Below are 21,833 nucleotides of genomic sequence, written 5' to 3' on the forward strand. Positions count from 1 at the left end.
CGGCCACCACGCTGCCGCCGGTGTCGGTCGCACGCGAGACCGGCGGCGCCTCGTCCGGCGCCCGTACCGAAGGTCTGGACGGCCCGTCTCGGGACCGACGTCAACAATCGCAGGCTCGCTCCGGCTCGCAAGCGCGCACACGATTCGCCGTCGCGTGAGGCCGGCATTGCGAGTTGTGGGACGCCGGTGCAGGGTAAGAAGCCCGGTGAAGCAGCCCACCGTCGCCCGCTCGGTGAGGAGTGCGCCATGGAGGCATCCTCTCGATCGGTGACCTCGTCGTGGAGCGGGACGGCCGGGAACGGGCTCACGCACAGCTCCGACGCCGACCCGGGTATCCGCCGACGGCGGCGTGGGCGAGGGTTCGGCTACATCGACGACCGCGGGGATCGGGTCACCGACCAGGAGACGCTGGAGCGGATCCGGGCGCTCGTCATCCCGCCGGCCTGGACCGACGTCTGGATCTGCGCCGACGGGTCCGGTCACGTCCAGGCCACGGGCCGCGACGCCAAGAACCGCAAGCAGTACCTCTATCACCACGGGTGGCGCGAGTACCGGGACGCCGCGAAGTTCGACGACCTGGCGGGGTTCGGCGAGGCGCTGGTGGGGCTGCGCAAGCAGGTGGACGCCGACATGGGCGCGAGCCGGCTGAGCCTGGACCGTGTGGCGGCCACCGTCGTCCGTCTGCTCGACGAGACGCTGATCCGGGTCGGCAACGAAGAGTACGTTCGCTCCGGCGAGTCCTACGGGCTCACGACGTTGCGCAACCGGCATGCCGCTGTGACGGGAGCCGAGGTGCGGGTCCGCTTCCAAGGCAAGTCGGGGAAGCCGCACGACGTCGTGCTGCACGACCGCCGCGTCGCGAACATCGTCCGCCGGTGCAAGGACCTGCCGGGCCAGCACCTCCTGCGGTACGTGGACGGCGACGAGGTGCGCAGCGTGGGTTCGGACGACGTCAACGAGTACCTCGGCCGGGTCACCGGGGCCGGGTACACAGCCAAGACCTTTCGGACGTGGGGCGCCAGCGCGATCGCGCTGGGACACCTGCGCGGGCTCGAACCGGCGGACCAGGCCGAGCACGACGCGCAGCGGGTCGAAGCCGTCCGGGTCGCCGCCGAGCACCTGCACAACACCCCTGCGGTGTGCCGCAAGAGCTACGTCCACCCCGTGATCCTGACGGACGACCGCGCCACGCTCGACGAGCTGATCGTCCGGTCCGGTGCCGACGCCGTCCGCTCGTCGCGCTGGATGTCGTCGGACGAGCGGGCGCTGCTCAAGCTCCTGACCGGCAGCACGCCGCTCAGCTGACCAGGGCCTGCGTGGCCGACTCCTTGAGCTTGCCGTTCGCCCAGCGCGCCTGGCGCTGCGTCTCGGCCCGGCACCGCTCGGCGAGGTCGAGCAGCTCGGCATGGCGGACGCCCTGGGCCGCCTGGGCGAGCATCTGCCAGTCGGCCGCGACCCCGGTGGCCGCGAGGTAGACACCCCGCAGGTCGCGGAGCAGCACGAGGCTCGGGTCGTCCGTCCCGGCGAGAGGCCCGCGGCGGGCCTCGGGCGCGGCCGAACCGGCCGGGGACCCGGGCCGGCCGTCGACCTCGGCGCCGTAGTCGGGGGCGATCGCGGCCACGTCCTGGGCATGCCGCCGGGACCACACGGCCACGTCCCGCGCCACGTGGAAGACGTCGTGATCCGCGCGGTGCCGGTCGGCGAGCCGCAGCAGGTCGTCGGCGAGGTCCGTCTCCGACCAGTACACGTCCCGCAGCACGACGCCGATCTTCATCGCGCGCTCCCAGCCCTGGCGGCGGGGAGGCGCTCGTCCGCCAGGGCCGTCGGCCCGCCGGCGGTGGGTGGCACGCCGGGGACCACCGAGGCCGAGGCGGTTGACGGCGCCGGCGCGGGGGCGCCGTCGGCGTCCGCCAGCTTGCGCACCCGCGCCGCCGCGGTCTTGAAGAGCGGCTGCCTGGAGCAGGGGTCCCAGGCCGTCATGGTGAGCTCGTTGGCAGCCCGGTGGTGGCCTTCGTCGCCGGTGCCGACATCCCAGTAGCCGTAGTGGAACGGCACGAAGACCACCCCGGGTCGTATCGCGCTGACCCGGACCCGGGCGCGGACCGCGCCGCGTGGAGTGGCCACCTCGGCGAGGTCGCCCTCCGCGAGGCCCAGCCCGTCGGCGTCGTGCGCGGAGACCTCGACCCACACGTCCGGCGCGGCGGCCTGGAGCTGCGGGGCCCGGGCCGTCTTGGTGCGCGTGTGGAACTGGTAGAGCGTGCGCCCGGTGATGAGCTGCAGCGGGTACTGCGCGCCGGGCAGCTCGTGCGGTTCGACGAAGTCTGCGGGCTTGAGGATCGCCCGGCCGTCCGGGTTCAGCGCCGCGTAGTCGGTCGCCTCGAGCGGCGCGCCGGTGGCGAGGTCGCGGCCGTACGTCTCGCACTCGTCCGCGCGGCTCCAGAACCGCCCGTCGGCGTACAGCCGCTCGGTGCCCTCCGGGTGCTCCTCGGTGCAGGGCCACTGGACGCCGCTGCCGCGCAGCCGGTCGTACGTCAGGCCCGTGTAGTCGCACGGCCGCCCACGGCTGCACTCCTTCCAGGCCTCGAAGGCGGACTCCGGGTCGTGCCAGGGCACGAGCGGCCCGCCGTCCTTGTCCCGGAAGTCCATCCGCCGCGCGAAGTCGAGAAGGATGTCGAGGTCCGGCCGGGCATCGCCCGGAGGCTCGACGGCCTTCCGGGACAGGTGGACCGTGCGGTCCGCGTTGGTGAAGGTGCCGGTCTTCTCGCCCCAGGTCGCCGCGGGCAGCACGACGTCGGCGAGCTGCGCCGTCTCGGACAGAAAGATGTCCTGGACCACGAGGAACAGCCGCTCCTGGGACAGGACCGCGCGGATGCGTTCGAGCTCCGGGAGGGTGACGGCCGGGTTGGTCGCCTGGACCCAGAGCATCCGGATCGAGCCCTGTTCGGCGTAACGCATGATCTGCATCGCGTGGGTGGGCGCCGTGTAGTGCGGGATCGTCATCGGGTCCACGTTCCACACGCGGGCGAGGTCCGCGACGTGCTGCGGGTCGGACCAGTTCCGAAACCCCGCCAGGTCGCCGTCCGCCCCGCACTCGCGGGTGTTCTCCGCCGTGGGCTGGCCGTTCATCTGCAGCACGCCGCAGCCTGGCCGGCCGAGCATGCCGCGCAGCAGGTGCAGGTTGTTGACCTGCACCGACGCCGCAGTGGCCTGGTGGGCCTGGTAGAACCCCTGCAGCACCGTGGACAACAGCCGTTCTGCGGTGCCGAGCAGCCGGGCGGCCTCGCGCAGGTCGGCCTCGGGCACGTCGCAGATCTGGGCCACCCGCTCCGGCGGGTACTCCCGGACCGTCCCTACCAGGTCGGCGTAGCCGACGGTGTGCCGGTCGACGTACCGCTGGTCCACCCAGCCGTGGGTGACGACCTCGTGCAGCAGGCCGTTCATCAGGGCGAGGTTGGTGCCGGGGCGCGGGGCGAGATGCAGGGTGGCGGCCCGGGCCACGGGAGTTCTCCGCGGGTCCACGCAGAGCAGGGCGGGCGGGTTCGGTCCGGCGAGCCGGTCGAGCACGCGGGTCCACAGCACGCTCTGCGTCTCCGCCATGTTGTGCCCGAACAGCGCGATCACGTCGGCATGGTCCACGTCGCCGTACGAGCCGGGCTGGCCGTCCGAGCCGAACGACTCCTTGAGGGCCTCGGCCGCCGTGGCGGTGCACAGGCGCGTGTTGCCGTCCACATGGTTGGTGCCGATCCCCGCGTGCGCCACGACCGCGAGCGTGTAGCACTCCTCCAGGAAGAGCTGGCCCGAGGTGTAGAAGCCGATCGCGCTCCCGCCCTGCTCGGCCAGCAGCCGCCGGGCGCCCGCCACCACACGGCCCATCGCGTCGTCCCAGGTGCTCTCGACGAGGGTGCCGCCCTGGCGCACCAAGGGTCGGGTGAGCCGGTCGGGTGACGCGTTGGCCTGCCACCCGTAGAGGTCCTTGGGCCCGAGCCGGCCGTGGTTCACCCGGTCCTCGGCGCGGCCCCTGACCCCCACGATGCGGTCGTCCTTGACGGCGATGTCGAGGGCGTCGCCGTTCGAGTGCAGGAGGGACGCCGACTGCACCCAGCGATCGACCTGGCCGGCGTCGACGCCGTCGGCCAGGAAGGTGTCGGTGCGCACCGGCCAGTCCTCACCGGGCCCGTACGGAGTGCGCGTTCCCCAGGGCTCGGCGATGCGGTCGGTGGACACCATCCGTCCAGCGGATCCCTCCTGGTCACCGCTCGCAACCGCACGACGCCCCGGGCGCGAGCCGGCTAAGGCCTGCCTATGGTCGGGTGAGACACGCGGCCGTGCGACAGCACGGGGAGGGGACGACGACATGCGCTTCGGATACACCCTGATGACCGAGCAGAGCGGGCCACGCGAGCTGGTCCGGTACGCGGTGGCGGCCGAGGAGGCCGGGTTCGACTTCGAGGTCTCCAGCGACCACTTCTCGCCGTGGCTGACGGAGCAGGGGCACGCGCCGAACGCGTGGGTGCTCCTCGGCGCGGTGGCCCAGGCCACGAGCACGGTCGAGCTGATGAGCTTCGTGACCTGCCCGACCATGCGGTACCACCCGGCGGTCGTCGCCCAGCAGGCGGCGACGCTCCAGCTCCTGGCAGACGGGCGCTTCACTCTCGGCCTCGGGGCGGGCGAGAACCTCAACGAGCACGTGATCGGTGAGGGCTGGCCCGGCATCGCCGTGCGGCACGACCTCCTCGAGGAGGCGGTCCACATCATCCGGGAGCTGCTGACCGGCGAGCTCGTCACGTGGGAGGGGCAGCACTTCCGTATCGACTCGGGGCGCCTCTGGGACGTCCCGGACGCCGGCGTCCAGATCGGGGTGGCGGTCTCGGGGGAGCGCGGGGTGGAGCGGTTCGCCCCGCTCGCGGACCACCTGGTCCAGACGGTGCCCGACGCCGACGTGGTGAGCGGCTGGACCGACCGGCACCCGGGAGCCACGCGGGTGTTCGGGCAGGTCCCGGTGTGCTGGGACCCCGACGAGGACGCCGCGGTCGAGCGGGCGCACGACGAGTTCCGCTGGTTCGGCGGTGGCTGGGCGGTGAACGCCGACCTGCCGACGCCGGCCGGGTTCGCGGCTGCCTCGCAGTTCGTCCGGCCGGACGACGTGGCGTCGTCGATCGCGTGCGGGCCCGACCTGGACCGGCTGGCCGAGAGCGCCCGGCCGTTCCTGGACGCGGGGTTCACCGACCTCGCCTTCGTGCAGGTCGGCGACCACCACCAGGACCGGTTCCTCGCCGAGGCAGCGGGACCGCTGCTGGAGCGGGCCCGGAGGCTCTAGGCCCTCCGGGACGCGTCAGGCCGCCGGTGCGGAGGGTCCGGACCGGCGTCCGCCTCGAGCGGCTGCTCGATCTGCTACTCGGCCTCGACGCTGGTGGTGTGGTGCGGGGTGCCCACCGGCTTGGACTCGCTCGACCCGCGCTGCCGCAAGAAGACCGCGAACGTCACCATCGCCGCGACGGCCAGGAACTCGGACTGCCAGTTCTGCAGCGTGCGGTTCCAGAAGTCGGGCGAGGCCACGTACTGGAGCCAGGTCAGCGCGGGCTCGCCGTGCTCGGCGGCCTCCTCGTTGGCCACGACGTGACCGCCGAGCGACTGGGCCGACCACGACAGCAGGAAGATCGTGCCCATCACCAGCAGGAGCGAGTTCGCGTAGAGCCAGAGCCGGATACCGCGGGCGCGCGACCAGGCCGGGGAGTCGGGCCGGGCGTGCTCGCCGACGAGCTGCTCCTCGTCGGTGCCGACCCCCTCGTCACCGGGTTTCTTGGACTCGGGAGAGCCGCGCTGGACCAGCCAGATCGTCGCGAAGATGAACATGAAGAACTGGAGGAACTCCGACTGCCAGTTCTCGGCCACGTCCACGAGGAAGGCCGAGGAGGTGACGAAGTCGAGGTAGCCGACGGGCGGTCGGCCGTGCTGAGCCAGCTCCTCCACCTCGGCGGCGTGACCCGCGAACGACTGTCCCACGAGCGTGACCAGGAAGATCGCGATGAACGCGAGGCTGAGCCCGTTGTCCCGGATGAACCGGCGCATGCTCAGCGCCCCGTCAGCGGAATCACGATCATCACGGCGAGACCGACGACGATGATTCCGAGCAGCGTCCAGAACGTCGCCGCGCCGGCCCGGCCGTTCCCGTCGGATCTCTGACCGCCACTCATCCCCGCCCCTTCCGCATGTCGCCGACAGCCTCATGATGCTCCTGGCGCTGGTGACTGGCGCGCCGGCCGCTGGTGCGCAGGTCCGTGTCGGACTGTCCACGTAGCCCGGTCCGCGATGTGCGAGTGGCCCACGACCCGGACACAGTGAGGAGGCCGGTGAAGAAGACCGCCGGCAGCTCCCCTTCAAGGAGGCGCCCTGATGGCCAAGCAAACCGTTGCCGACGTCATGACCCCCGCTCCGATCACCGTCGACGGGACCGAGACACTCCGGGCGGCCGCCCGGTCGATGGCCGAGCACGACGTCGGGGTGCTGGTCGTCCGTGCCGGACCCACCGCCGTCGGCCTCGTCACCGACCGGGACCTCGTCGTGCGCGGCCTGGCCGCGGGCCTGGACGCCGACGCCACCGTCCAGGAGGTCACGAGCGACAAGGTCATCACCGTCGGGGTCACCGATCCGGTCGAGACCGTGGTCGAGGTCATGCGCGCCGCCGCCGTCCGCCGGGCGCCCGTCCTGGACGGCAGCGTCCTCGCGGGGATCGTCTCGATCGGTGATCTCGCCGTGGAGCGCGACCCGGACTCCGCGCTCGCGGACATCTCCCGCGCGCAACCCAACCGCTGACCCACGACCGTCGTGGTGGGTCCGCCCGGCACCCGCGTCGCGCGATCAGCTCCCGGGGCGGAAGTGGTCCACGAGGGCCGCGGACAGGGCTTCCGGGTTCTCCTCCGCGACGTGATGGCCAGAGGCTATGCCGAACCCGTCCAGGTCGTCCGCCCAGGCACGCCAGATCGCGAGGGGGTCGCCGTACAGGTCCTCCAGGTCGTCCTGGAGCGACCACAGGACACGCAGCGGCGCGGCGACCCGCCGGTGGGCGGCCTGGTCCGCCTCCTCGTGCGCGCGGTCGACCGAGAGGCCGGCCCGGTAGTCCTCCAGCATCGCGCGCACCACCTCCGGATGCCGGACGGCGGCCATGAGCTCGGCGTGGTTCTCGGCGCCCATGGTGGCGGCGTCCGCCTTGGGCCCGTACCACCCGACGGGGTTGGCGTTGATCACACGCTCCGGGATGTCCGGCTGGGCGAAGAAGAACCAGTGCCACCACCGGGTGGCGAAGTCCGCGTCCACGCGGCGCAGGTGCTCGCTGATCGGCAGGCAGTCGATCAGCGCCAGCCGCTCGACCGCCTCCGGGTGGTCGAGGGTGAGCCGCAGCGCGACATAGCTCCCGCGGTCGTGGCCCGCCAGGCAGAAGTGCTCGTGGCCGAGCTGCCGCATGACCGCGACCATGTCCCGCGCGACCGCTCGCTTCGAGTGGGCGGAGTGGTCGGGGCTCGGCTCGGGACCCCGTGAGCTGCCGTACCCGCGAAGGTCGGGGCACACCACGGTGAACCCCGCGTCGACGAGCCGTGGGGCCACGCGGTGCCAGGTCGCGGACGTCCGCGGATGGCCGTGCAGCAGGAGGACCGGCGGGCCCGATCCGGCGTGCCGGACGAAGATCGACGCCTCCTCGGTGTCGACCTGCCTGGTCGTGAAGTTCTCGAACACGTGCCCTCCGGTGTCTCGCGGCCGACGAGCGCTCAGGTCAGCCGGGGAGTGCCTCTCTGGTCCACCCGTGCGCCAGCCGGCGATAGCGGACGCGATGGCTCGGCCCCTCCTCGGATCCCTCCCAGAACAGGACGTCGACCGGCCGCAGCGCATACCCGGTCCAGTTCGGCGGAGGGTCCAGCACGGGACGGGTCGCGTCGAAGTCGGCCCAGCGGCGCTCCCGTTCGGACCGGGCCAGGCCGGCGAGCTCCGGGGTGTTGAGCCAGGCGAGCAGCTGCAGGTACCGCGACTGGCGCGCGTACGCCGTCCGGCTCGCCTCCGCGGAGATCTCCGACACCGCCCCGCGCAGCACGACCTGCCGTGCCTGCTCGTCCCAGCGGACGACGAGCGCGGCACGGGGGTGCGCTCGCAGCTGACCCACCTTCCTGCTGCGGGCATCGGTGTGGAACGCCACGGAATCGGGGCTGACGCCGGTCAGGAGCACCGTGCGGGCGTCGGGCAGGCCGTCGACGTCGACGGTCGCCAGGGTGGCCAGGGGCCGGTCCGGGTCGTCGTCCGCGGGCGCCCAGTGCCCGAGCAGCACGAACGGGTCGTCAGGGAGGGGCCCGTCGTCCTGGACGGACCGGTCCTGCCGCTTCGATGACACAGTTCCTCCTGCTCACTCCTCCGTCGAACAGCGCACCGGTACGCGGTGCGGCTCCAGCGGACCGTATCCCGGCGTGCGCGCGAGCAAAACCCGAGATGCGGAACGGTCGCGCCAGGCGAGGAGAAGGCCGGTCGCTACTGATGGTGGTCCGCGCGGACGACGCCGTCCGTGCCGTGCGGGTCGGCCGGAGGCACGGGTTCGTCGGGCATGAGCTCGTCGGCCTGGAGCTCGGTCCGTAGCTGGACCTCCAGCCGGTCGTGGCTGACGACGGGTACCGGACGTTCGTGGGTCCTGATCCGCTCCAGGTACGTCCGTCCCGCCTGCCTGACTGCTTCCGCGATCTCCGTCTCGGCCAGGTCGCCGGGTGCGCGGCCGAGCTGGGGCAGGACCGCCCGGCGGACTGCTGCGGCGAGCAGGCGGGTCGCGGGCGACTCGGCCTCCGGGGCGTCGGCCGACCGGGCCGGCGCCATGCGTTCCGGCAGCACCTCGATGTCGATGCCGCGTTCGGACGCGACCTGTTCCAGGGCGGCCACCAGAGCGTCCTGGTAGGTCTTCTCGTCCTGCTGGGACAGCGCGTCCACGGCGTCCCGGTCGGCCATCGACGCCCGCGTCCGCGGGTGCTGGGGCCCGAGGGTCTCCTGCAGCGCCCGGATCCGCTCGTCGGTCTGGTTGTACTCGGCCCATCCGTCCACGCCGAACCTGGCCAGCACCTCGCCTGCGTCGACCGGTATCCGTACGGGTGCCGTCCGGCTCGCTCCCGCAGCACGGTCGGTGTCCCGGTGCCCGGGTTCGAGCGTGCTGTTGCGTTCCAGGGTCGTGGCCAGCTCGTCGGCGAGCTCTACGGCCAGCTCCAGCTCGGCCGTGACGTCAGGGGCCGAGTCGTCGTCCAGGTCCGGCCGGGTCGTGGTCGGTGTCGTCGCCGGCAGGGGCGCTCCGGTCAGCGACTCGCTGCCCGGCGTCGTACCCGCGAGCGGCGCGGGCGTGAGCCTGGCGGTGGTGAGCGCGGCGGTCGGCTGTTCGTCACGCTGTCGAGCATCGTTCGTCGTCATCGATGTCCTCCGGTCGACGTCGCGCGTCTCCCGGGTGCTCGGCAAGGGCCGGCAGACGGAGCATGGTGCGCGAACCATGGTGCCTCGCCCTCCGGGGCCGGACGCGCTGCGCGTACCGGGTCCGTGGAGGGATGAAGATCGGAGGCTGGCCGTCTGCTTGACCCGCGGCAAGGCTACCGGCAGGACGACGCAGCGACGACGCCGACCATCGACCCGTTCGGTTTCCCGCGCCCGTGTCGGCACAGGTAGCCGTCCCGACCGGCACGCTCGAGGCGGAATGTGCGAGTCGCCCCACTTCGTGGCACGGTGCCAGAAGTGGCGCACGGTCCAGCACCGGCCGTGCAGCCGAGCGCGAGATGAGGTGAGGTCCGCGGTGCGTTCCTCCTGGTACTCCGACGCTGTGATCTACCAGCTCGACCCTCGGCTCTTCGCCGACTCGAACGACGACGGCTGGGGCGACCTGCGCGGCATCGCCGAGCGGTTGCACTACCTGCGCGGGCTCGGCGCCACGTGCGTGTGGATGCTGCCGTTCTACACCTCGCCCTTCCGGGACGGGGGCTACGACGTCAGCGACCATCTCGCGATCGACCCCCGTCTGGGCGACCTGGCCGACATGGCCCACCTGCTCGAGGCCGCCGAGGATCTGGGCCTGCACGTGCTCGTCGAGCTGATCACGCAGCACACGTCCGACCAGCACCCGTGGTTCCAGGAGGCGCGGCGGGACCGGAGCTCGCCGTACCGCGACTACTACCTCTGGGCCGACGAGCCGGACGACGACATCAAACCGATGTTCCCCGACGTCGAGCCCAGGACGTGGACGTGGGACGACGAGGCGCAGCAGTTCTACCGGCACGCGTTCTACTCGCACGAGCCGGACCTCGCGCTCGACAACCCGCGCGTCCGCGAAGAGCTGTACCGCATCGTCGCGTTCTGGCTGCGCATGGGGGTCTCGGGCTTCCGCGTGGACGCCGTCCCGATGATGCTCGAGCGCGCCCGCGCCGCCCGGCCCGACACGGACGGGCAGTGGCTCGTCCGAGACCTACGGGCCGCCGTGTCCGGGCAGCGCACGGGGGCCGTGCTGCTCGGTGAGGTCGACGTCGCGCCCGACGAGTACGCCCACTACTTCGGGGCCGACGGCCAGGGCTTCACGATGCTGCTCGACTTCTGGTTGAACAACCATCTGTTCCTCGCCCTGGCGCGCGGGCAGGCCGAGCCGCTGGAGCGGGCGCTGCGCGACCAGCCCGCGGCCCCGGACGGGGCCACCTACGCGCACTGGCTGCGCAACAACGACGAGCTGAACCTCGTCCGGCTCTCGGAGGACGAGCGCACGGAGGTGCTGGACACCTTCGCACCCGACGACTCGATGCGGGTCTACGGCCGCGGCATCCGGCGCCGCCTGGGTCCCATGCTCGACGGCGACCCGCGCCGCATCGCGCTGGCGCACGCGGTGACGCTCTCCTTGCCCGGGCCGCCGGTGCTGCGCTACGGCGACGAGATCGGTATGGGCGACGACCTCGACCGGACGGAACGCGAGGCCGTCCGGACGCCGATGCAGTGGTCCACGACGCCGTCGGCGGGCTTCTCGAACGCCGCGACGGACCGGTTCCAGGCACCGGTGGTCACCGGACCCTACGGCCCCGAGCACGTGAGCGTGGACGAGCAGAGCGTGCGCGACGGCTCCCTGCTGCACCGGGTCGGCGCCCTGGTGCGCGCCCGGCTGGGACTGAGCGAGCTCGGCCGGGTCCGCCCGGAACCGTGGGACCTGGGCGTGCCGTCCGTGCTGGCGCTGCGGTACCAGGTCGAGGAGTCCAGCGTGCTCCTGGTGGCCAACCTCGCGGACGAGGAGGTGGTGGCCCACCTGCCTGCCGGGGAGGTCGCGGTCCTCGAGGCGGGGCAGGCACGCTACGTCGACGTGCACGTGGACCAGGACTACGCCGCCGTGGAGGCCGACGGCCGCATCCCGGTCGCCGGGTACGGGTACCGGTGGCTGCGCCGCACGATCGACGGCGACGCGGTCGGCAGCTCGGCGGCCGAGAGCGAGGAGGCCTCATGACGGTCGTCGGCTTCCACGTCTCGCACGAGCAGCTGCACCCGTCCGAGGGGCTGCGCGTGGCCCGGCTGGCGCAGGACGCCGGCTTCGAGGCCGCGATGTGCTCCGACCATCTCGCGCCGTGGAGCGAGCGGCAGGGCGAGTCCGGGCTCTCGTGGTCCTGGCTCGGCGCCGCGCTCGCCACGACCGGGCTGTCCTTCGGCACGGTGTGCGCCCCGGGTCAGCGCTACCACCCCGTGATCGTGGCGCAGGGCATCGCCACCCTCGGCGCGATGTTCCCCGGGCGATTCTGGGTGGCCCTCGGCTCGGGCGAGTACCTCAACGAGCACGTGACGGGGGAGCCGTGGCCGCCGAAGGCCGAGCGCGATGCCCGGCTCGCCGAGTGCGTCGAGGTGATCCGGGCGCTGCTGCGCGGCGAGGAGGTCGATCACGTCGGCCGGGTCGTCGCGCGCCAGGCGCGGCTGTGGACGCTGCCGGACGTCGCGCCCGCGCTGGTGCTTCCCGCCCTGACACCCGAGACGGCGGGCCGGCACGGGGCGTGGGCAGACGGCCTGGTCACCGTGAACCAGCCGGTGGAGCGGCTCCGGCGCGTCATCGGGGCGTACCGCGACGCCGGCGGCGCGGGCGACGTCGCCGTCCAGGTGCATCTCTCGTGGGCGCCGACGCCGGAGGAGGCGGAGGAGGTGGCCCTCGACCAGTGGCGGACGATCGCCGTCCCGCCGCAGGTCGCCGCGGACACCCCCACGACCGCCGCGTTCGACGCGCTCGGCCGTGACGTCGGCATCGACGAGGTGCGCCGCGCCGTCCTGGTCTCCGCGGACCTCGGCGAGCTCACCGGTCGCCTCGCGGAGCTGCGCGACGCCGGTGCCGACCGCCTCTACCTGCACCATGTCGGACGACGTCAGGACGCGTTCATCGACGCGTTCGGCGAGCACGTCCTTCCTGCGTTGCGCTGAATGGCGCCTATCCGGACGCTTCCTCGCCGGTGCCGTAGCGGGCCAGGAACGTGACGACCGCCTCGTGGGCGATGTCGTCCAGCTCCTCGGCCGGGTAGCGCGCCGCGCCGCCGGTCAGGGTGAGGCGGTTCAGGGGTGCCGCCAGGGTGAGCCAGGTGAGCTGCTCGGCGGCCACCTCCGGGTGGTCGACGCGCAGCAGGCCGCGGCCGGCCAGGTGCCGCAGGGCGTCGGCCAGGAGCGCCTGGTTGTGGTCCCAGCTGCGGCTGGCGTAGTCGGCGGCGACGTCGGGGAACCGCTCGGCCTCTGCCGTGATCAGGGTCCGCATCTGGAGCACCGGGGCGCTCAGCACGCCGTGGTGCAGCGTCCGGCAGAGCTCCAGCAGCCCCTGGCCGACGTCGTCGGTCGCCATCAGCTTCTGGAGGTGCGGAGCCATGGCGTCGCGGCCGCGATCGACCCAGTCCCGCACGACTGCCGCGTACAGGATCTCCTTGGACGGGTACTGCTTGTAGAGGGTCTGCTTCGAGATCCGGGCCTGCGCGGCGACGGCGTCCATCGTCGCGCCGGCGTACCGGCGCGCGAGCAGGACGTCGCGTGCGACGGCGAGGAGGTCGGTGCCGCTGCTGCCACCGGGCCGGCCGCGGCGCTGGGTCGGGGAGGGGCTGGTCACGAGAAAATAGTACTGGACAGTACTCGCGGTGTCCGCTTAGAGTACTGGGTAGTACTAAAAGGAGGATCGTCATGATCGCGTGGGGTGTCGTTGTCGCCGCCGTGGCGGCGTTCGTGCTCAGTTCCGTCTACTACGTCGTCGTCTCGCCGCTCGAGAGGCGAGCGCTCGGCGACCGGGTGCTCGACCGGGGTCGGCCTGGCCCGTGGCGGGTGGTCACCGAGCTCGTGCGGACGGCAGTGGTCGGGGCCGGGTTCGCGTGGGTCGCCGCGCAGGCCGGCCTGCTGGCGCTGCCGTCGTCGCTCCTGCTGGCGCTCGTGCTGTGGGTGGCGTTCCCCGTGGTGCTGCTCACCGGGTCGATCATCTGGGAGCGCGTGCCGTGGCAGACGGCGGCGATCCACGCGGGGGACTGGCTCCTCAAGCTCCTGCTCGTGGCGTTCGTCCTCGGGCTCGTCCACTGATCCGAAGGGAGACCGATCATGTCCGCAGTCAGCAGTGGTCCGCTGGACCGAAGCTTCACCGCAGTACTGCTCCGGAGCGAGGCGAAGGGTGGCTGGACCTACCTGAAGCTGGACGGCTCCGCCGAGTACTTCGGGACCCGGGGTCTGGTCAAGGTCCGGGGCACCGTCGACGGCGTCGAGTTCACCAGCTCCTTCATGGCGCTCGGGGACGGCACCCACAAGCTTCCGGTGGCCGCCGGGCTCCGCCGCGAGATCGGCAAGGAGGCCGGCGACACCGTCACCGTGCGCCTGCTGGAGCGGTTGGGCTGACCGTCGGGTCGTCAGTGGTGCTGGTGCGGTGCCGCGGACGCGTCGTCGTACTCGTCCGGGTGGCGCAGGCCCGGGCCGCCGACCTGGCGCCCGAGCGGGACGGCGCGACCGTGGGGTTCCTCCCATGCCTCCTGGCGGCCCAGTGCCGTGAGATCGAGCCAGGGGATGCCGTAGTGGAACTCCTGGATGCCGCGGCCGTAGGTCGAGTAGGTGTGGAAGACGTCGTCGCCGTCGCGCAGAAAGGCGCTGATCCCGGGCGCGTCGCTCGGGGTGCGCCAGTCCTCGCCCCAGGGCAGCCCGACCTCGGCGAGCTCGGCCTCGTTCCGGTACTCGACCATGACGGGCGCGACGGCCGGGTCCATGGTCGCGTAGAAGTCGTAGTTGAAGTCGCTGCCCAGGGACGAGAACCAGGGGAACGTCCAGCCCATGTCGTCCGCGTAGGCGGTGAGCTTCTCGTAGGGCGCGCGCGAGACCGCGACCAGCGTCGTGTTCCGTGCGTGCAGCTGGCGCAGGTGTCCGGGGATCATGTCCGCGGCCGAGGCGCAGCTGGTGCAGCCGCGGTCCTGGAAGTGCTCGACGCCGTCGGCGTCGCGGTCCCACATCCACATGAAGTGGTGCATCACCAGCTGCGGGCGCCCGTCGAACAGGTCCAGCAGGGAGACGGTGCCGTCCGGGCCCTCGAACCGGTAGTCCTTGTCCACGTGCACCATCGGGAGCCGACGGCGGTCCGCCGCCAACCGGTCCTGCAGGCGGGTCAGCTCCTTCTCCTTGGCCAGCAGCTCCTTGCGCGCCACGAGCCAGTCCTCGGGCGACACCACGGCCGGCAGCTCGGTCCGCTCCATCGCAGGCTCCTCACCGTTGTTCGGTCCTGGTCGACGGTAGCCCGGCGTCCGTCGACCAGCTCGATCTCCTCCGTCGGTGATCGGTTCTCACACGGTAGGAGTGGTGCCGGGGCGGCCGCGATGTGTTTCGGGGCAGTCCGAAGCGCTCGGCCGCGTGAGCGCACCCACGTGAACACGATCGCAGCCACCCGCCGGCGAGGTGCACGAGTCCCGGCGTCGCTAGCGGCGCACGGGGTGCTGCCGCTCGAGGGAGGCGCCCTCGACGTCGACGTCGGGCAGCAGGCGGTCGAGCCACCGGGGGAGCCACCAGGCGCTGTTGCCGAGCAGGTGCATGAGCGCGGGCATGAGCAGCATGCGGACGACGAACGCGTCGACCAGGACCCCGAACGCGAGGCCGAACCCGACCGACCGGATCATGGCGGACTCGGCGAACACGAAGCCGCCGAAGACGGAGACCATGATCAGGCCCGCGGCGACGACGACCGAGCGGCCCGCGCGGAACCCGCGGGCGACGGCGAGCCGCGCCGGGGCGCCGTGCACATAGGCCTCGCGCATGCCGGTGGCGAGGAAGAGCTGGTAGTCCATGGCCAGCCCGAACAGGATGCCCACCAGGATGATCGGCAGGAACGACAGGATCGGTCCGGTGCTGTCCAGGCCGATCAGGCCGGCGCCGAAGCCCTGCTGGAAGACGGCGGTGATCGCGCCGTACGTGGCGAACAGCGACAGGACGAAGCCGCCGGTCGCGATCAGGGGCACGAGGATCGAACGGAAGACGAGCACCAGGATCAGCAGCGACAGGCCCACCACCACGAGCAGGTAGAGCGGCAGCGCGTCGTTCAGGCTCTCCGAGATGTCGATGTTGATCGCGGCCTGGCCGGCGATGCCGAGCACCGCCTGGCCGCCGTCGTCCAGCGCGACGGGCGGCAGGTCGCGCAGGTCGCGCACGAGCTGCTCGGTGGTCTTGCTGTTGGGACCCTCCTCCGGCACCACCTGGAAGGCGGTGAGCCTGCCGTCGTCGGACGTCGCGGCGGGCGCGACGGCGGCGACGTGCGCGACGTCGGCCAGCGCCGAGCCGATCGCGAGCTGCGCCTCGGTCCGCTCGCCGTCGTCGAGGCCGGCCGGGAGGTCGGCGGAGACGATGAGGCGGCCGTTGGCGCCCGCACCGAACTCGTCGGCGGTGATCGTGTAGGCGCGCTCGGCGAGCGAGCCGGCCGGCTCGGACGAGCCGTCCGGCAGGCCGACCCGCATCGAGAGCGCGGGGATCGCCAGCGCGAGCAGGCCGACCACCGTCAGCACCGTCGTCAGGACCGCCCGGCCGGTGGACATCTCCCGGACGTGCGCGACGGCCTCGTCCTGGCCGACGGTCGCGCGGCGAGCGCGCCGGCTGAGGATGCGCTCGCCGACCAGGCCCAGCAGCGCGGGGGTCAGCGTGATCGCGATGAGCACGGCGATGGCCACGCAGGCCGCGCCCACGGTGCCCATGAGGCCCAGGAACGGGATGCCGGTGATGTTCAGCGCCAGCAGCGCGACGACGACGGTGCTGCCCGCGAAGACGACCGCGGTGCCGGAGGTGCCGTTGGCCAGCCCGATCGACTCGCGCACGTCGGCGCCGTGCAGCATCTGCTTGCGGTGCCGGTTGAGGATGAACAGCGCGTAGTCGATGCCGACGGCCAGGCCGAGCATGAGGCCGAGGACGGGGGTCACGGAGGCCATCTCGACCACGCCGGAGAACGACAGGGCGCCGAGCGCGCCGATGCCCACGCCGGTCAGGGCGGTCACGATCGGGATGCCGGCGCCGACGACGGTGCCGAGCATCACCAGCAGCACGATCGCGGCGACGACGAGGCCGGCGATCTCGCCGGGCCCGACCAGGCTCGGCACGCCCTGCGAGATGTCCGAGGAGACCGCGACCTCGACGCCGTCGACGGGCGTGCCGGTGAAGTGGTCGACGACCGCCGTCTTGGACGCGTCCTGCAGCTCGAGCCGCGGCTCGGTGAAGGCGACGTTGACCTGCGCGGCCGCGCCGTCCTCGGACACCACGCGGATGTCGCGGGCCAGGTCCAGCAGCGCGGCGCCGGTCTCCAGGTCCTGGGCGTTGCGGTCCAGCTCGGCCAGGCCGTCGTCGAGCTCGTCCTGTCCCTTGCTCAGCTCCTCGCGCTGGGCGTCGAGCTGCGCCTGCTGGGCGTCGAGCTCTTCCTGCTGCGCGTCGAGCTGGTCGGTCGGGAAGCCCGCGGCCTCGGCCTGCGCACGTGCCTGGTCGAGCTGGGCCTGCCCGTCGTCGAGCTGCTGCTGTCCGGCGTCGAGCTGCTCCGCGCCCTGGTCCAGCCGCTCCTGCCCGTCCGCCAGCTTCTGGCGGCCGTCCGCGATCCGCGCCTCGCCGTCCTCGAGCTCGGCGACCTGGTCGGCACGCTCCGACTCGGCGGCGAAGGGGTCCACGACCTGCGCGACGTCGGGCAGGTCGCCGGCGTCGTCGGCCAGGGCGCTCATCTGCTCCTTCTGGGCGTCGGTGAACGCCGACCCGTCGGTGGTGGCGAACACGATCGTGCCCGAGGCCCCGGCGAGGTCGGGCAGCGCCGCCTCCAGCTCCTCGACCACCTCGGAGGAGGGCAGCCCGGGGACGTCGAAGCTGGTGGCGAGCTCGCCGGACCAGGCGGCGAATGCCCCGACCGTGCCGGCGAGCACGAGCACCCAGGCGCAGATCACCGCCCATGCGCGGCGTGCCGCGCCCTTGCCCAGCCGGTACAGCAGTTCCGCCATCGGTCTCTCCTTCACGTCCCAGTGGTCGAGCGGATCAAGAATACGCGACGTTGCGTCTCGTTAATGCGACCGTAGGATCGGGGGATGACGGAAGCGGAAGCGGCACCTCGACGACGAGGCGCCGCGCGCAGCGAGGCCGCCCGGCGGGCCATCCTCCGGGCGGCCGCGACGCTGTTCGCGACGCGGGGATACGACCACCTCACCATCGAGGGGATCGCGGCCGAGGCCGGCGTCGCGAAGCAGACGATCTACCGGTGGTGGCCCTCCAAGGGTTCCGTCGTGGCGGAGGCGCTGCTGGAGGGCGAGCTGCTGCCGGGGCACTTCGAGGTGCCGGACACCGGTGACGTGCGGGCCGACCTCACGGCGTGGTTCGAGGACCTCTCGCGGTTCGTCGACGACCCGGACAACAGCCCGTTCATCCGGTCGCTCGTCGCGGCGGCGGCCGAGAACGGGGACATCGGCGCGCGCCTCGACGACGCCCTCGGCGGGTCGGAGCTCACGACCCGGGTCCAGGCCGCCGCGGCGTCCGGCGAGATCGAGGCGCGGACGCCGGTCCAGGAGGTGGTCGACGCGCTCGTCGGCGCCGTCGTGACCCGCGCGCTGCGCCGGGTGCCGTCGGCGCCGGAGAGCGCCCGCGCGCTGGTCGACCTGCTGCTGCGCTGACGGCTCCTACCGCTCCGTGGTCAGCCCTGCCCGGTCCACGAGCACGGCCACCGGCACCGGCGTCGCGCCGTCCGCCGTCCTCGGGTCGTCGCCGCTGCTCGGGCCGTCGAGGAGCGTGTCGTCGGACGCGTTCTCGGCACGGTCGCGCAGCGAGACGGCGCCGATCGCGAGCGCGAGGAACCCGGCGGCGGCGAGCAGGGCGCCACCGGTCCCGGCCAGCGACTGGACGAGCACGAGCACCGCGATCCCGACCGAGGCGCCGAGCTGCACCGAGGTCTGCACGACGCCTGAGGCGGCGCCCGCGAACCGGGGTGCGACGGAGGTCATCACGGTGAGGTTCACGCCGAAGTACACGACGCCCGCACCGAACCCGGTCGCCACCATGCCCGCGATCAGCAGGCCGGAGGCGGTGCCGGACGGCGCGGCGACCGCGAGGACCACCATCCCGACGACCGCGAGGCCGAGCCCCGTGCTCAGCACGGTACGTACGCCGAACGCCCGCACCAGCCGGCTCGCCGACAGGGCGCTCGCGAGCTGCGGCGCGGTGAACACGACGAAGAGCGAGCCGATCGCGATGGGTGCGAGCCCGAGGCCGGTGCCGAACAGCTGCGAGAGGAAGAACACCACCCCGGTGAGGGCGCCTGCCGCGAGGCCGTTGGCGAGGAAGGCGCCCACGATGCTCCGGCGCGCGAACAGCTCCAGGGGTACCAACGGCTCGGCCGCGGACCGCAGGCGCAGGACCAGTCCGACGATCGCGACCACGGCGACGGCGAGGCTGACCACGACCGTCGGGCCGAAGCGGTGCGTGCCCGCGAGCTGCACGAACGCCAGCACCACGCCCACGGTGCCCGCGATGGTGAGCGCGGCGCCCACCAGGTCGAGCCGGTGGCGGTCGGGTGACCGCAGGGCGGGGACGAAGAAGGGCGTCAGCGTGAGCAGTGCGACGCCGAGCGGCACGTTCAGCCAGAAGACCCAGCGCCAGTCCAGCCACTGCACGATCACGCCGCCCAGGATCATCCCGAGCGAGAAGCCGACCCCGAGCACGACGCTGAACCAGCTGAGCGCCTTGGCCCGTGCGTGGCCCGTGAACGTGTGCGTGACGATCGCGAGCACCGCGGGCGATGCCACGGCGGCGCCCACACCCTGCAGGGCGCGCGCCGCGACGAGAGAGCTCGGGTCCCAGGCGAGCGCCGCGGCACCCGAGCCGATCGTGAAGACGGCCAGGCCGAGCAGGAGGGTCCGGCGTCGCCCGATCACGTCGCTCAGCCGGCCGCCCACGATGAGCAGCCCGCCGTACGTGAGCAGGTAGGCGTTGACGACCCAGGAGAGGGCCGCGGCGTCGAAGCCGAGGTCGCTCTGGATGCGGGTGAGGGCGACGTTGACGATCGCGGTGCTGATGGTGACCACGAGCGTCGTCGCCAGGACGACGGGGAGGAGCGCCGCTGACGGCGGGCGGTCGGCGGCGGGCGGGGGCACGGACATGGTGAGCTCTCCAGGCAAAGTAAACGGACGCTACGTCCGCATACTCTAAGTGGACGTCGCGTCCGCTTGTCAAGTATGGTCGGACGATGGCTTCCGACCGACCCCTGCGTGCCGACGCACGGCGCAACGCGCTCGCCGTCATCGACGCCGCGCGCACCCTCTTCGCCGAGCGCGGGGTCGGCATCCCGATGGAGGACGTCGGGCGGGCGGCCGGCGTCGGCAAGGGCACGCTGTACCGGCGGTTCCCCACGAAGGACCACCTCATCGCCGCGGTGAGCCGCGACCGGTTCGACCGCCTGACGGCCGCGGCCGACGAGCTCGCGGCGGAGTTCGGCGACCCCGTCGACGCGCTCGGCGCGTGGCTGCGGGACTACGACCGCAGCGCCCAGCAGTACCGGGGGCTGCGGGCGGTCGAGAGCGCAGGCATCGCCGACGCCGGTTCGGCGATCTTCACCGACTGTGCGCCGATGAAGGAACGCGCGGGTGCGCTCCTCGCGGCCGCCCAGGCGGCCGGCGGGGTGCGTGCCGACGTCGAGATCACACCGTTGCTGAGTCTCGTCGCGTCGTTGCCGGACGCGTTCCGCGCCCCCGACGGGTCGAGCCTGCTGCTGCCGGTGGTTCTGCGCGGCATCGCAGGGGTCCGCACGGGGTAGGTCCGCCCCTGCCCGACGCCGCACGGAGCAAAGGGACCCCACCGGGGTGGCCCCGCGCTCAGTGGTCCTGGAGGGTCGTGAGCGGCGTGGCCGACTCCGGAAGGGCGATGGCGCGGAAGATGTTCTCCGGGTCGACACGGCGCTTGACCGCGAGCAGCCGTTCGGTGTTCGGCCCGTACGCGTGCGCGATCTGGGCCGTCTCGGTCGGCCCGAGCAGGTTGGGGTACCCGCCCGGCAGGGCCTCGGGTTCCAGGGCGCGAGTCACCTCGTGCGCCCAGGCGCGGTGGTCCGCCGCCCGGGTGTCGTCGGGCTCCCACTGGGCGATGACCTCAAGCATCAGATGGGGGTCGCGGCTGCCGAACGCGGTCTCCGTCACGGGCACCCGCTGTGCGGCGCCGTGCAGGCTGTGCACGGACACCGCGGAGGTGGGCGACGTCAGGGTCGATCCGGCGTGGATCAGCGCGTCGCGGACGCCTGAGGTGAGGGACGGCACCGAACGGGTGCGGATCTCGACGTGTCGGCCGGCGGGGAACTGCGCGTCGATCGTGGCAAGTATGTCAGGCAGCGTGGTGGCGGCGACCTGGGAGACGAGCGGGGTGCCGAGGGTGTCGAGCCGCGCGAGTGCGCGCTCTCCTGCGCGGACGTCGTCGCCGCTCCAGGTGGGGGAGGCGAAGAGCACAGGCTCGCCGTCGGCACCGGCCAGCACGCCGAACTGGACGGTCAGCTCCTCAGGGCTCTCGGCGAGGACGTCCGACAGCCCGGTCAGCACGGTCCCGGCCTGCGCCCACGGGAACACCAGCAGACCGGACAGCAGCGTGGGCAGGTCGTGGAGGCGCACGCGCATCGAGGTGACCAGGCCGAAGTTGCCGCCGCCGCCGCGCAGCGCCCAGAAGAGGTCGGGTTCGTGCTCGTCGTCCGCGGTGACGACGGAGCCGTCGGCGAGGACCACGTCGGCCGAGAGCAGGTTGTCCAGCGCGAGCCCGAACCGGCCACCGAGGGGCCCGTAGCCACCGCCGAGCGTCAGCCCGACCATGCCCACGGAGCCGGCGGTGCCCGTCACGGGGGCAAGGCCGAAGGGCTGCGCTGCGGCGGCAAGGTCGGCGGCGGTCGTTCCCGCCGAGACGGTTGCCACCCTCGCCCCGGCGTCCACCGTCACCCCGCGCAGTCCGGAGACGTCGATGGTCAGGCCGCCGTCGCTGAGGGCGCGGCCTGCCCAGTCGTGACCGCCACCGCGTACCGACAGGGGAGTCCCGGTCTCCCGGGCAGCCAGGATGGCGGCGCGGGCGTCAGCCGGGTCGGCGCACCGGACGACGACGCCGGGCCGCGCCGTCGCTGCGCCGTTCCAGATACGCCGAGCTGCGTCGTACCCCGGACCGTCGCTGACGACCGAGCCCGAGCGGACGGTTCGCCGCAGGATCTCGACGAGACGGCTGCGCTGCTGATTCTCCGGACGTGACATGAGTCCCACTTCCCTGCCGAGGTCGGCGTAGTAGAGTGACTAGTCAGTCTACATGGTGTGGCGAGGGCTGTTCCCGTCACGGGCACCCGGCTCGACGCAGAACTCGCCACG

General features: G+C 72.7%; 21 protein-coding genes. 9 read left to right on the plus strand and 12 right to left on the minus strand.

From position 1 onward, the window contains the following. Window positions 1–246: 246 nt before the first annotated feature. Window positions 247–1,305 (plus strand): DNA topoisomerase IB, encoded by a 1,059-nt coding sequence (locus ACFV9Q_RS19685; RefSeq protein WP_377235796.1) that lies wholly within the window; start codon window positions 247–249, stop codon window positions 1,303–1,305. Here the strand turns inward: ACFV9Q_RS19685 and ACFV9Q_RS19690 are convergent. Beyond that, the gene (locus ACFV9Q_RS19690) at window positions 1,298–1,774 is read right to left on the minus strand and encodes a hypothetical protein (protein ID WP_377235797.1); all 477 of its coding nucleotides are present in this window, start codon (window positions 1,772–1,774) and stop codon (window positions 1,298–1,300) included. The two genes, ACFV9Q_RS19685 and ACFV9Q_RS19690, sit on opposite strands and share 8 nt — an antisense overlap. Then, window positions 1,771–4,227 carry a molybdopterin oxidoreductase family protein gene (locus ACFV9Q_RS19695; RefSeq protein ID WP_377235798.1) on the minus strand — a complete coding sequence of 819 codons (2,457 nt, stop codon included), beginning with the start codon at window positions 4,225–4,227 and terminating at the stop codon, window positions 1,771–1,773. Before ACFV9Q_RS19695 ends, ACFV9Q_RS19690 begins: the two co-directional genes overlap by 4 nt. 127 nt (window positions 4,228–4,354) lie before the next feature. Between ACFV9Q_RS19695 and ACFV9Q_RS19700 the strand changes: the two genes are divergently transcribed. Next, window positions 4,355–5,317: a TIGR03557 family F420-dependent LLM class oxidoreductase gene (locus tag ACFV9Q_RS19700; protein WP_377235799.1), complete on the plus strand. Its 963-nt coding sequence runs from the start codon at window positions 4,355–4,357 to the stop codon at window positions 5,315–5,317. 74 nt (window positions 5,318–5,391) lie between these two features. Here ACFV9Q_RS19700 and ACFV9Q_RS19705 read toward each other — a convergent pair whose 3' ends face one another. After that, window positions 5,392–6,069: a DUF6766 family protein gene (locus ACFV9Q_RS19705; protein ID WP_377235800.1), complete on the minus strand. Its 678-nt coding sequence runs from the start codon at window positions 6,067–6,069 to the stop codon at window positions 5,392–5,394. A gap of 2 nt (window positions 6,070–6,071) precedes the next feature. After that, on the minus strand, window positions 6,072–6,194 hold the full coding sequence (locus ACFV9Q_RS19710; protein ID WP_377235801.1) for a hypothetical protein: 123 nt from the start codon (window positions 6,192–6,194) through the stop codon (window positions 6,072–6,074). Window positions 6,195–6,393: 199 nt separating this feature from the next. On the opposite strand from ACFV9Q_RS19710, the gene ACFV9Q_RS19715 reads away from it, so the two are divergent. Next, the gene (locus ACFV9Q_RS19715; RefSeq protein WP_377228005.1) at window positions 6,394–6,813 is read left to right on the plus strand and encodes a CBS domain-containing protein; all 420 of its coding nucleotides are present in this window, start codon (window positions 6,394–6,396) and stop codon (window positions 6,811–6,813) included. A 45-nt stretch (window positions 6,814–6,858) separates the two neighbouring features. On the opposite strand, the gene ACFV9Q_RS19720 is transcribed toward ACFV9Q_RS19715, so the two are convergent. From ACFV9Q_RS19720 to ACFV9Q_RS19730, 3 genes are all read right to left on the minus strand, one after another. Next, window positions 6,859–7,731, minus strand: coding sequence for an alpha/beta fold hydrolase (locus ACFV9Q_RS19720; RefSeq protein WP_377235802.1), 873 nt, complete (start codon window positions 7,729–7,731; stop codon window positions 6,859–6,861). A gap of 37 nt (window positions 7,732–7,768) precedes the next feature. Continuing rightward, complete coding sequence (locus tag ACFV9Q_RS19725; RefSeq protein WP_377235803.1) at window positions 7,769–8,377, minus strand: pyridoxal 5'-phosphate synthase; 609 nt, start codon at window positions 8,375–8,377, stop codon at window positions 7,769–7,771. A gap of 134 nt (window positions 8,378–8,511) precedes the next feature. Continuing rightward, a complete protein-coding gene (locus ACFV9Q_RS19730; RefSeq protein ID WP_377235804.1) occupies window positions 8,512–9,426 on the minus strand; it encodes a hypothetical protein in 915 nt (304 codons plus the stop codon). 373 nt (window positions 9,427–9,799) lie between these two features. Between ACFV9Q_RS19730 and ACFV9Q_RS19735 the strand changes: the two genes are divergently transcribed. Both ACFV9Q_RS19735 and ACFV9Q_RS19740 read left to right on the plus strand, forming a co-directional pair. Beyond that, on the plus strand, window positions 9,800–11,479 hold the full coding sequence (locus ACFV9Q_RS19735; protein ID WP_377235805.1) for an alpha-amylase family protein: 1,680 nt from the start codon (window positions 9,800–9,802) through the stop codon (window positions 11,477–11,479). Beyond that, entirely contained in the window at window positions 11,476–12,432 is a 957-nt protein-coding gene (locus tag ACFV9Q_RS19740; RefSeq protein WP_377235806.1) for a TIGR03885 family FMN-dependent LLM class oxidoreductase, read from the plus strand. Before ACFV9Q_RS19735 ends, ACFV9Q_RS19740 begins: the two co-directional genes overlap by 4 nt. Before the next feature lie 7 nt (window positions 12,433–12,439). Here the strand turns inward: ACFV9Q_RS19740 and ACFV9Q_RS19745 are convergent, their stop codons facing one another. Further along, on the minus strand, window positions 12,440–13,099 hold the full coding sequence (locus ACFV9Q_RS19745) for a TetR/AcrR family transcriptional regulator (RefSeq protein WP_377235807.1): 660 nt from the start codon (window positions 13,097–13,099) through the stop codon (window positions 12,440–12,442). Window positions 13,100–13,170: 71 nt separating this feature from the next. On the opposite strand from ACFV9Q_RS19745, the gene ACFV9Q_RS19750 reads away from it, so the two are divergent. Further along, window positions 13,171–13,557 (plus strand): DUF1761 domain-containing protein, encoded by a 387-nt coding sequence (locus ACFV9Q_RS19750; protein WP_377235808.1) that lies wholly within the window; start codon window positions 13,171–13,173, stop codon window positions 13,555–13,557. 18 nt (window positions 13,558–13,575) lie between these two features. Continuing rightward, window positions 13,576–13,866: a DUF1905 domain-containing protein gene (locus tag ACFV9Q_RS19755; RefSeq protein ID WP_377235809.1), complete on the plus strand. Its 291-nt coding sequence runs from the start codon at window positions 13,576–13,578 to the stop codon at window positions 13,864–13,866. Window positions 13,867–13,877: 11 nt separating this feature from the next. Here the strand turns inward: ACFV9Q_RS19755 and ACFV9Q_RS19760 are convergent, their stop codons facing one another. Together ACFV9Q_RS19760 and ACFV9Q_RS19765 are read right to left on the minus strand one after the other, a co-directional pair. Next, window positions 13,878–14,708, minus strand: a complete 831-nt coding sequence (locus ACFV9Q_RS19760) for a DUF899 domain-containing protein (protein WP_377235810.1) — start codon at window positions 14,706–14,708, stop codon at window positions 13,878–13,880. Window positions 14,709–14,927: 219 nt separating this feature from the next. Continuing rightward, entirely contained in the window at window positions 14,928–17,465 is a 2,538-nt protein-coding gene (locus tag ACFV9Q_RS19765) for an MMPL family transporter (protein WP_377235811.1), read from the minus strand. 84 nt (window positions 17,466–17,549) lie between these two features. Here ACFV9Q_RS19765 and ACFV9Q_RS19770 point away from each other — a divergent pair, with 84 nt between their 5' ends. Next, window positions 17,550–18,128 (plus strand): TetR/AcrR family transcriptional regulator, encoded by a 579-nt coding sequence (locus tag ACFV9Q_RS19770; RefSeq protein ID WP_377235812.1) that lies wholly within the window; start codon window positions 17,550–17,552, stop codon window positions 18,126–18,128. A 6-nt stretch (window positions 18,129–18,134) separates the two neighbouring features. On the opposite strand, the gene ACFV9Q_RS19775 is transcribed toward ACFV9Q_RS19770, so the two are convergent. Further along, the gene (locus ACFV9Q_RS19775) at window positions 18,135–19,610 is read right to left on the minus strand and encodes an MFS transporter (protein WP_377235813.1); all 1,476 of its coding nucleotides are present in this window, start codon (window positions 19,608–19,610) and stop codon (window positions 18,135–18,137) included. An 86-nt stretch (window positions 19,611–19,696) separates the two neighbouring features. On the opposite strand from ACFV9Q_RS19775, the gene ACFV9Q_RS19780 reads away from it, so the two are divergent. After that, complete coding sequence (locus ACFV9Q_RS19780) at window positions 19,697–20,263, plus strand: TetR/AcrR family transcriptional regulator (protein WP_377235814.1); 567 nt, start codon at window positions 19,697–19,699, stop codon at window positions 20,261–20,263. Window positions 20,264–20,321: 58 nt separating this feature from the next. Here ACFV9Q_RS19780 and ACFV9Q_RS19785 read toward each other — a convergent pair whose 3' ends face one another. Next, on the minus strand, window positions 20,322–21,722 hold the full coding sequence (locus tag ACFV9Q_RS19785) for an FAD-binding oxidoreductase (RefSeq protein ID WP_377235815.1): 1,401 nt from the start codon (window positions 21,720–21,722) through the stop codon (window positions 20,322–20,324). Window positions 21,723–21,833: the final 111 nt, after the last annotated feature.

Source organism: Promicromonospora sp. NPDC059942 (assembly GCF_042731755.1).
In the GTDB taxonomy this organism is placed as follows: domain Bacteria; phylum Actinomycetota; class Actinomycetes; order Actinomycetales; family Cellulomonadaceae; genus Promicromonospora.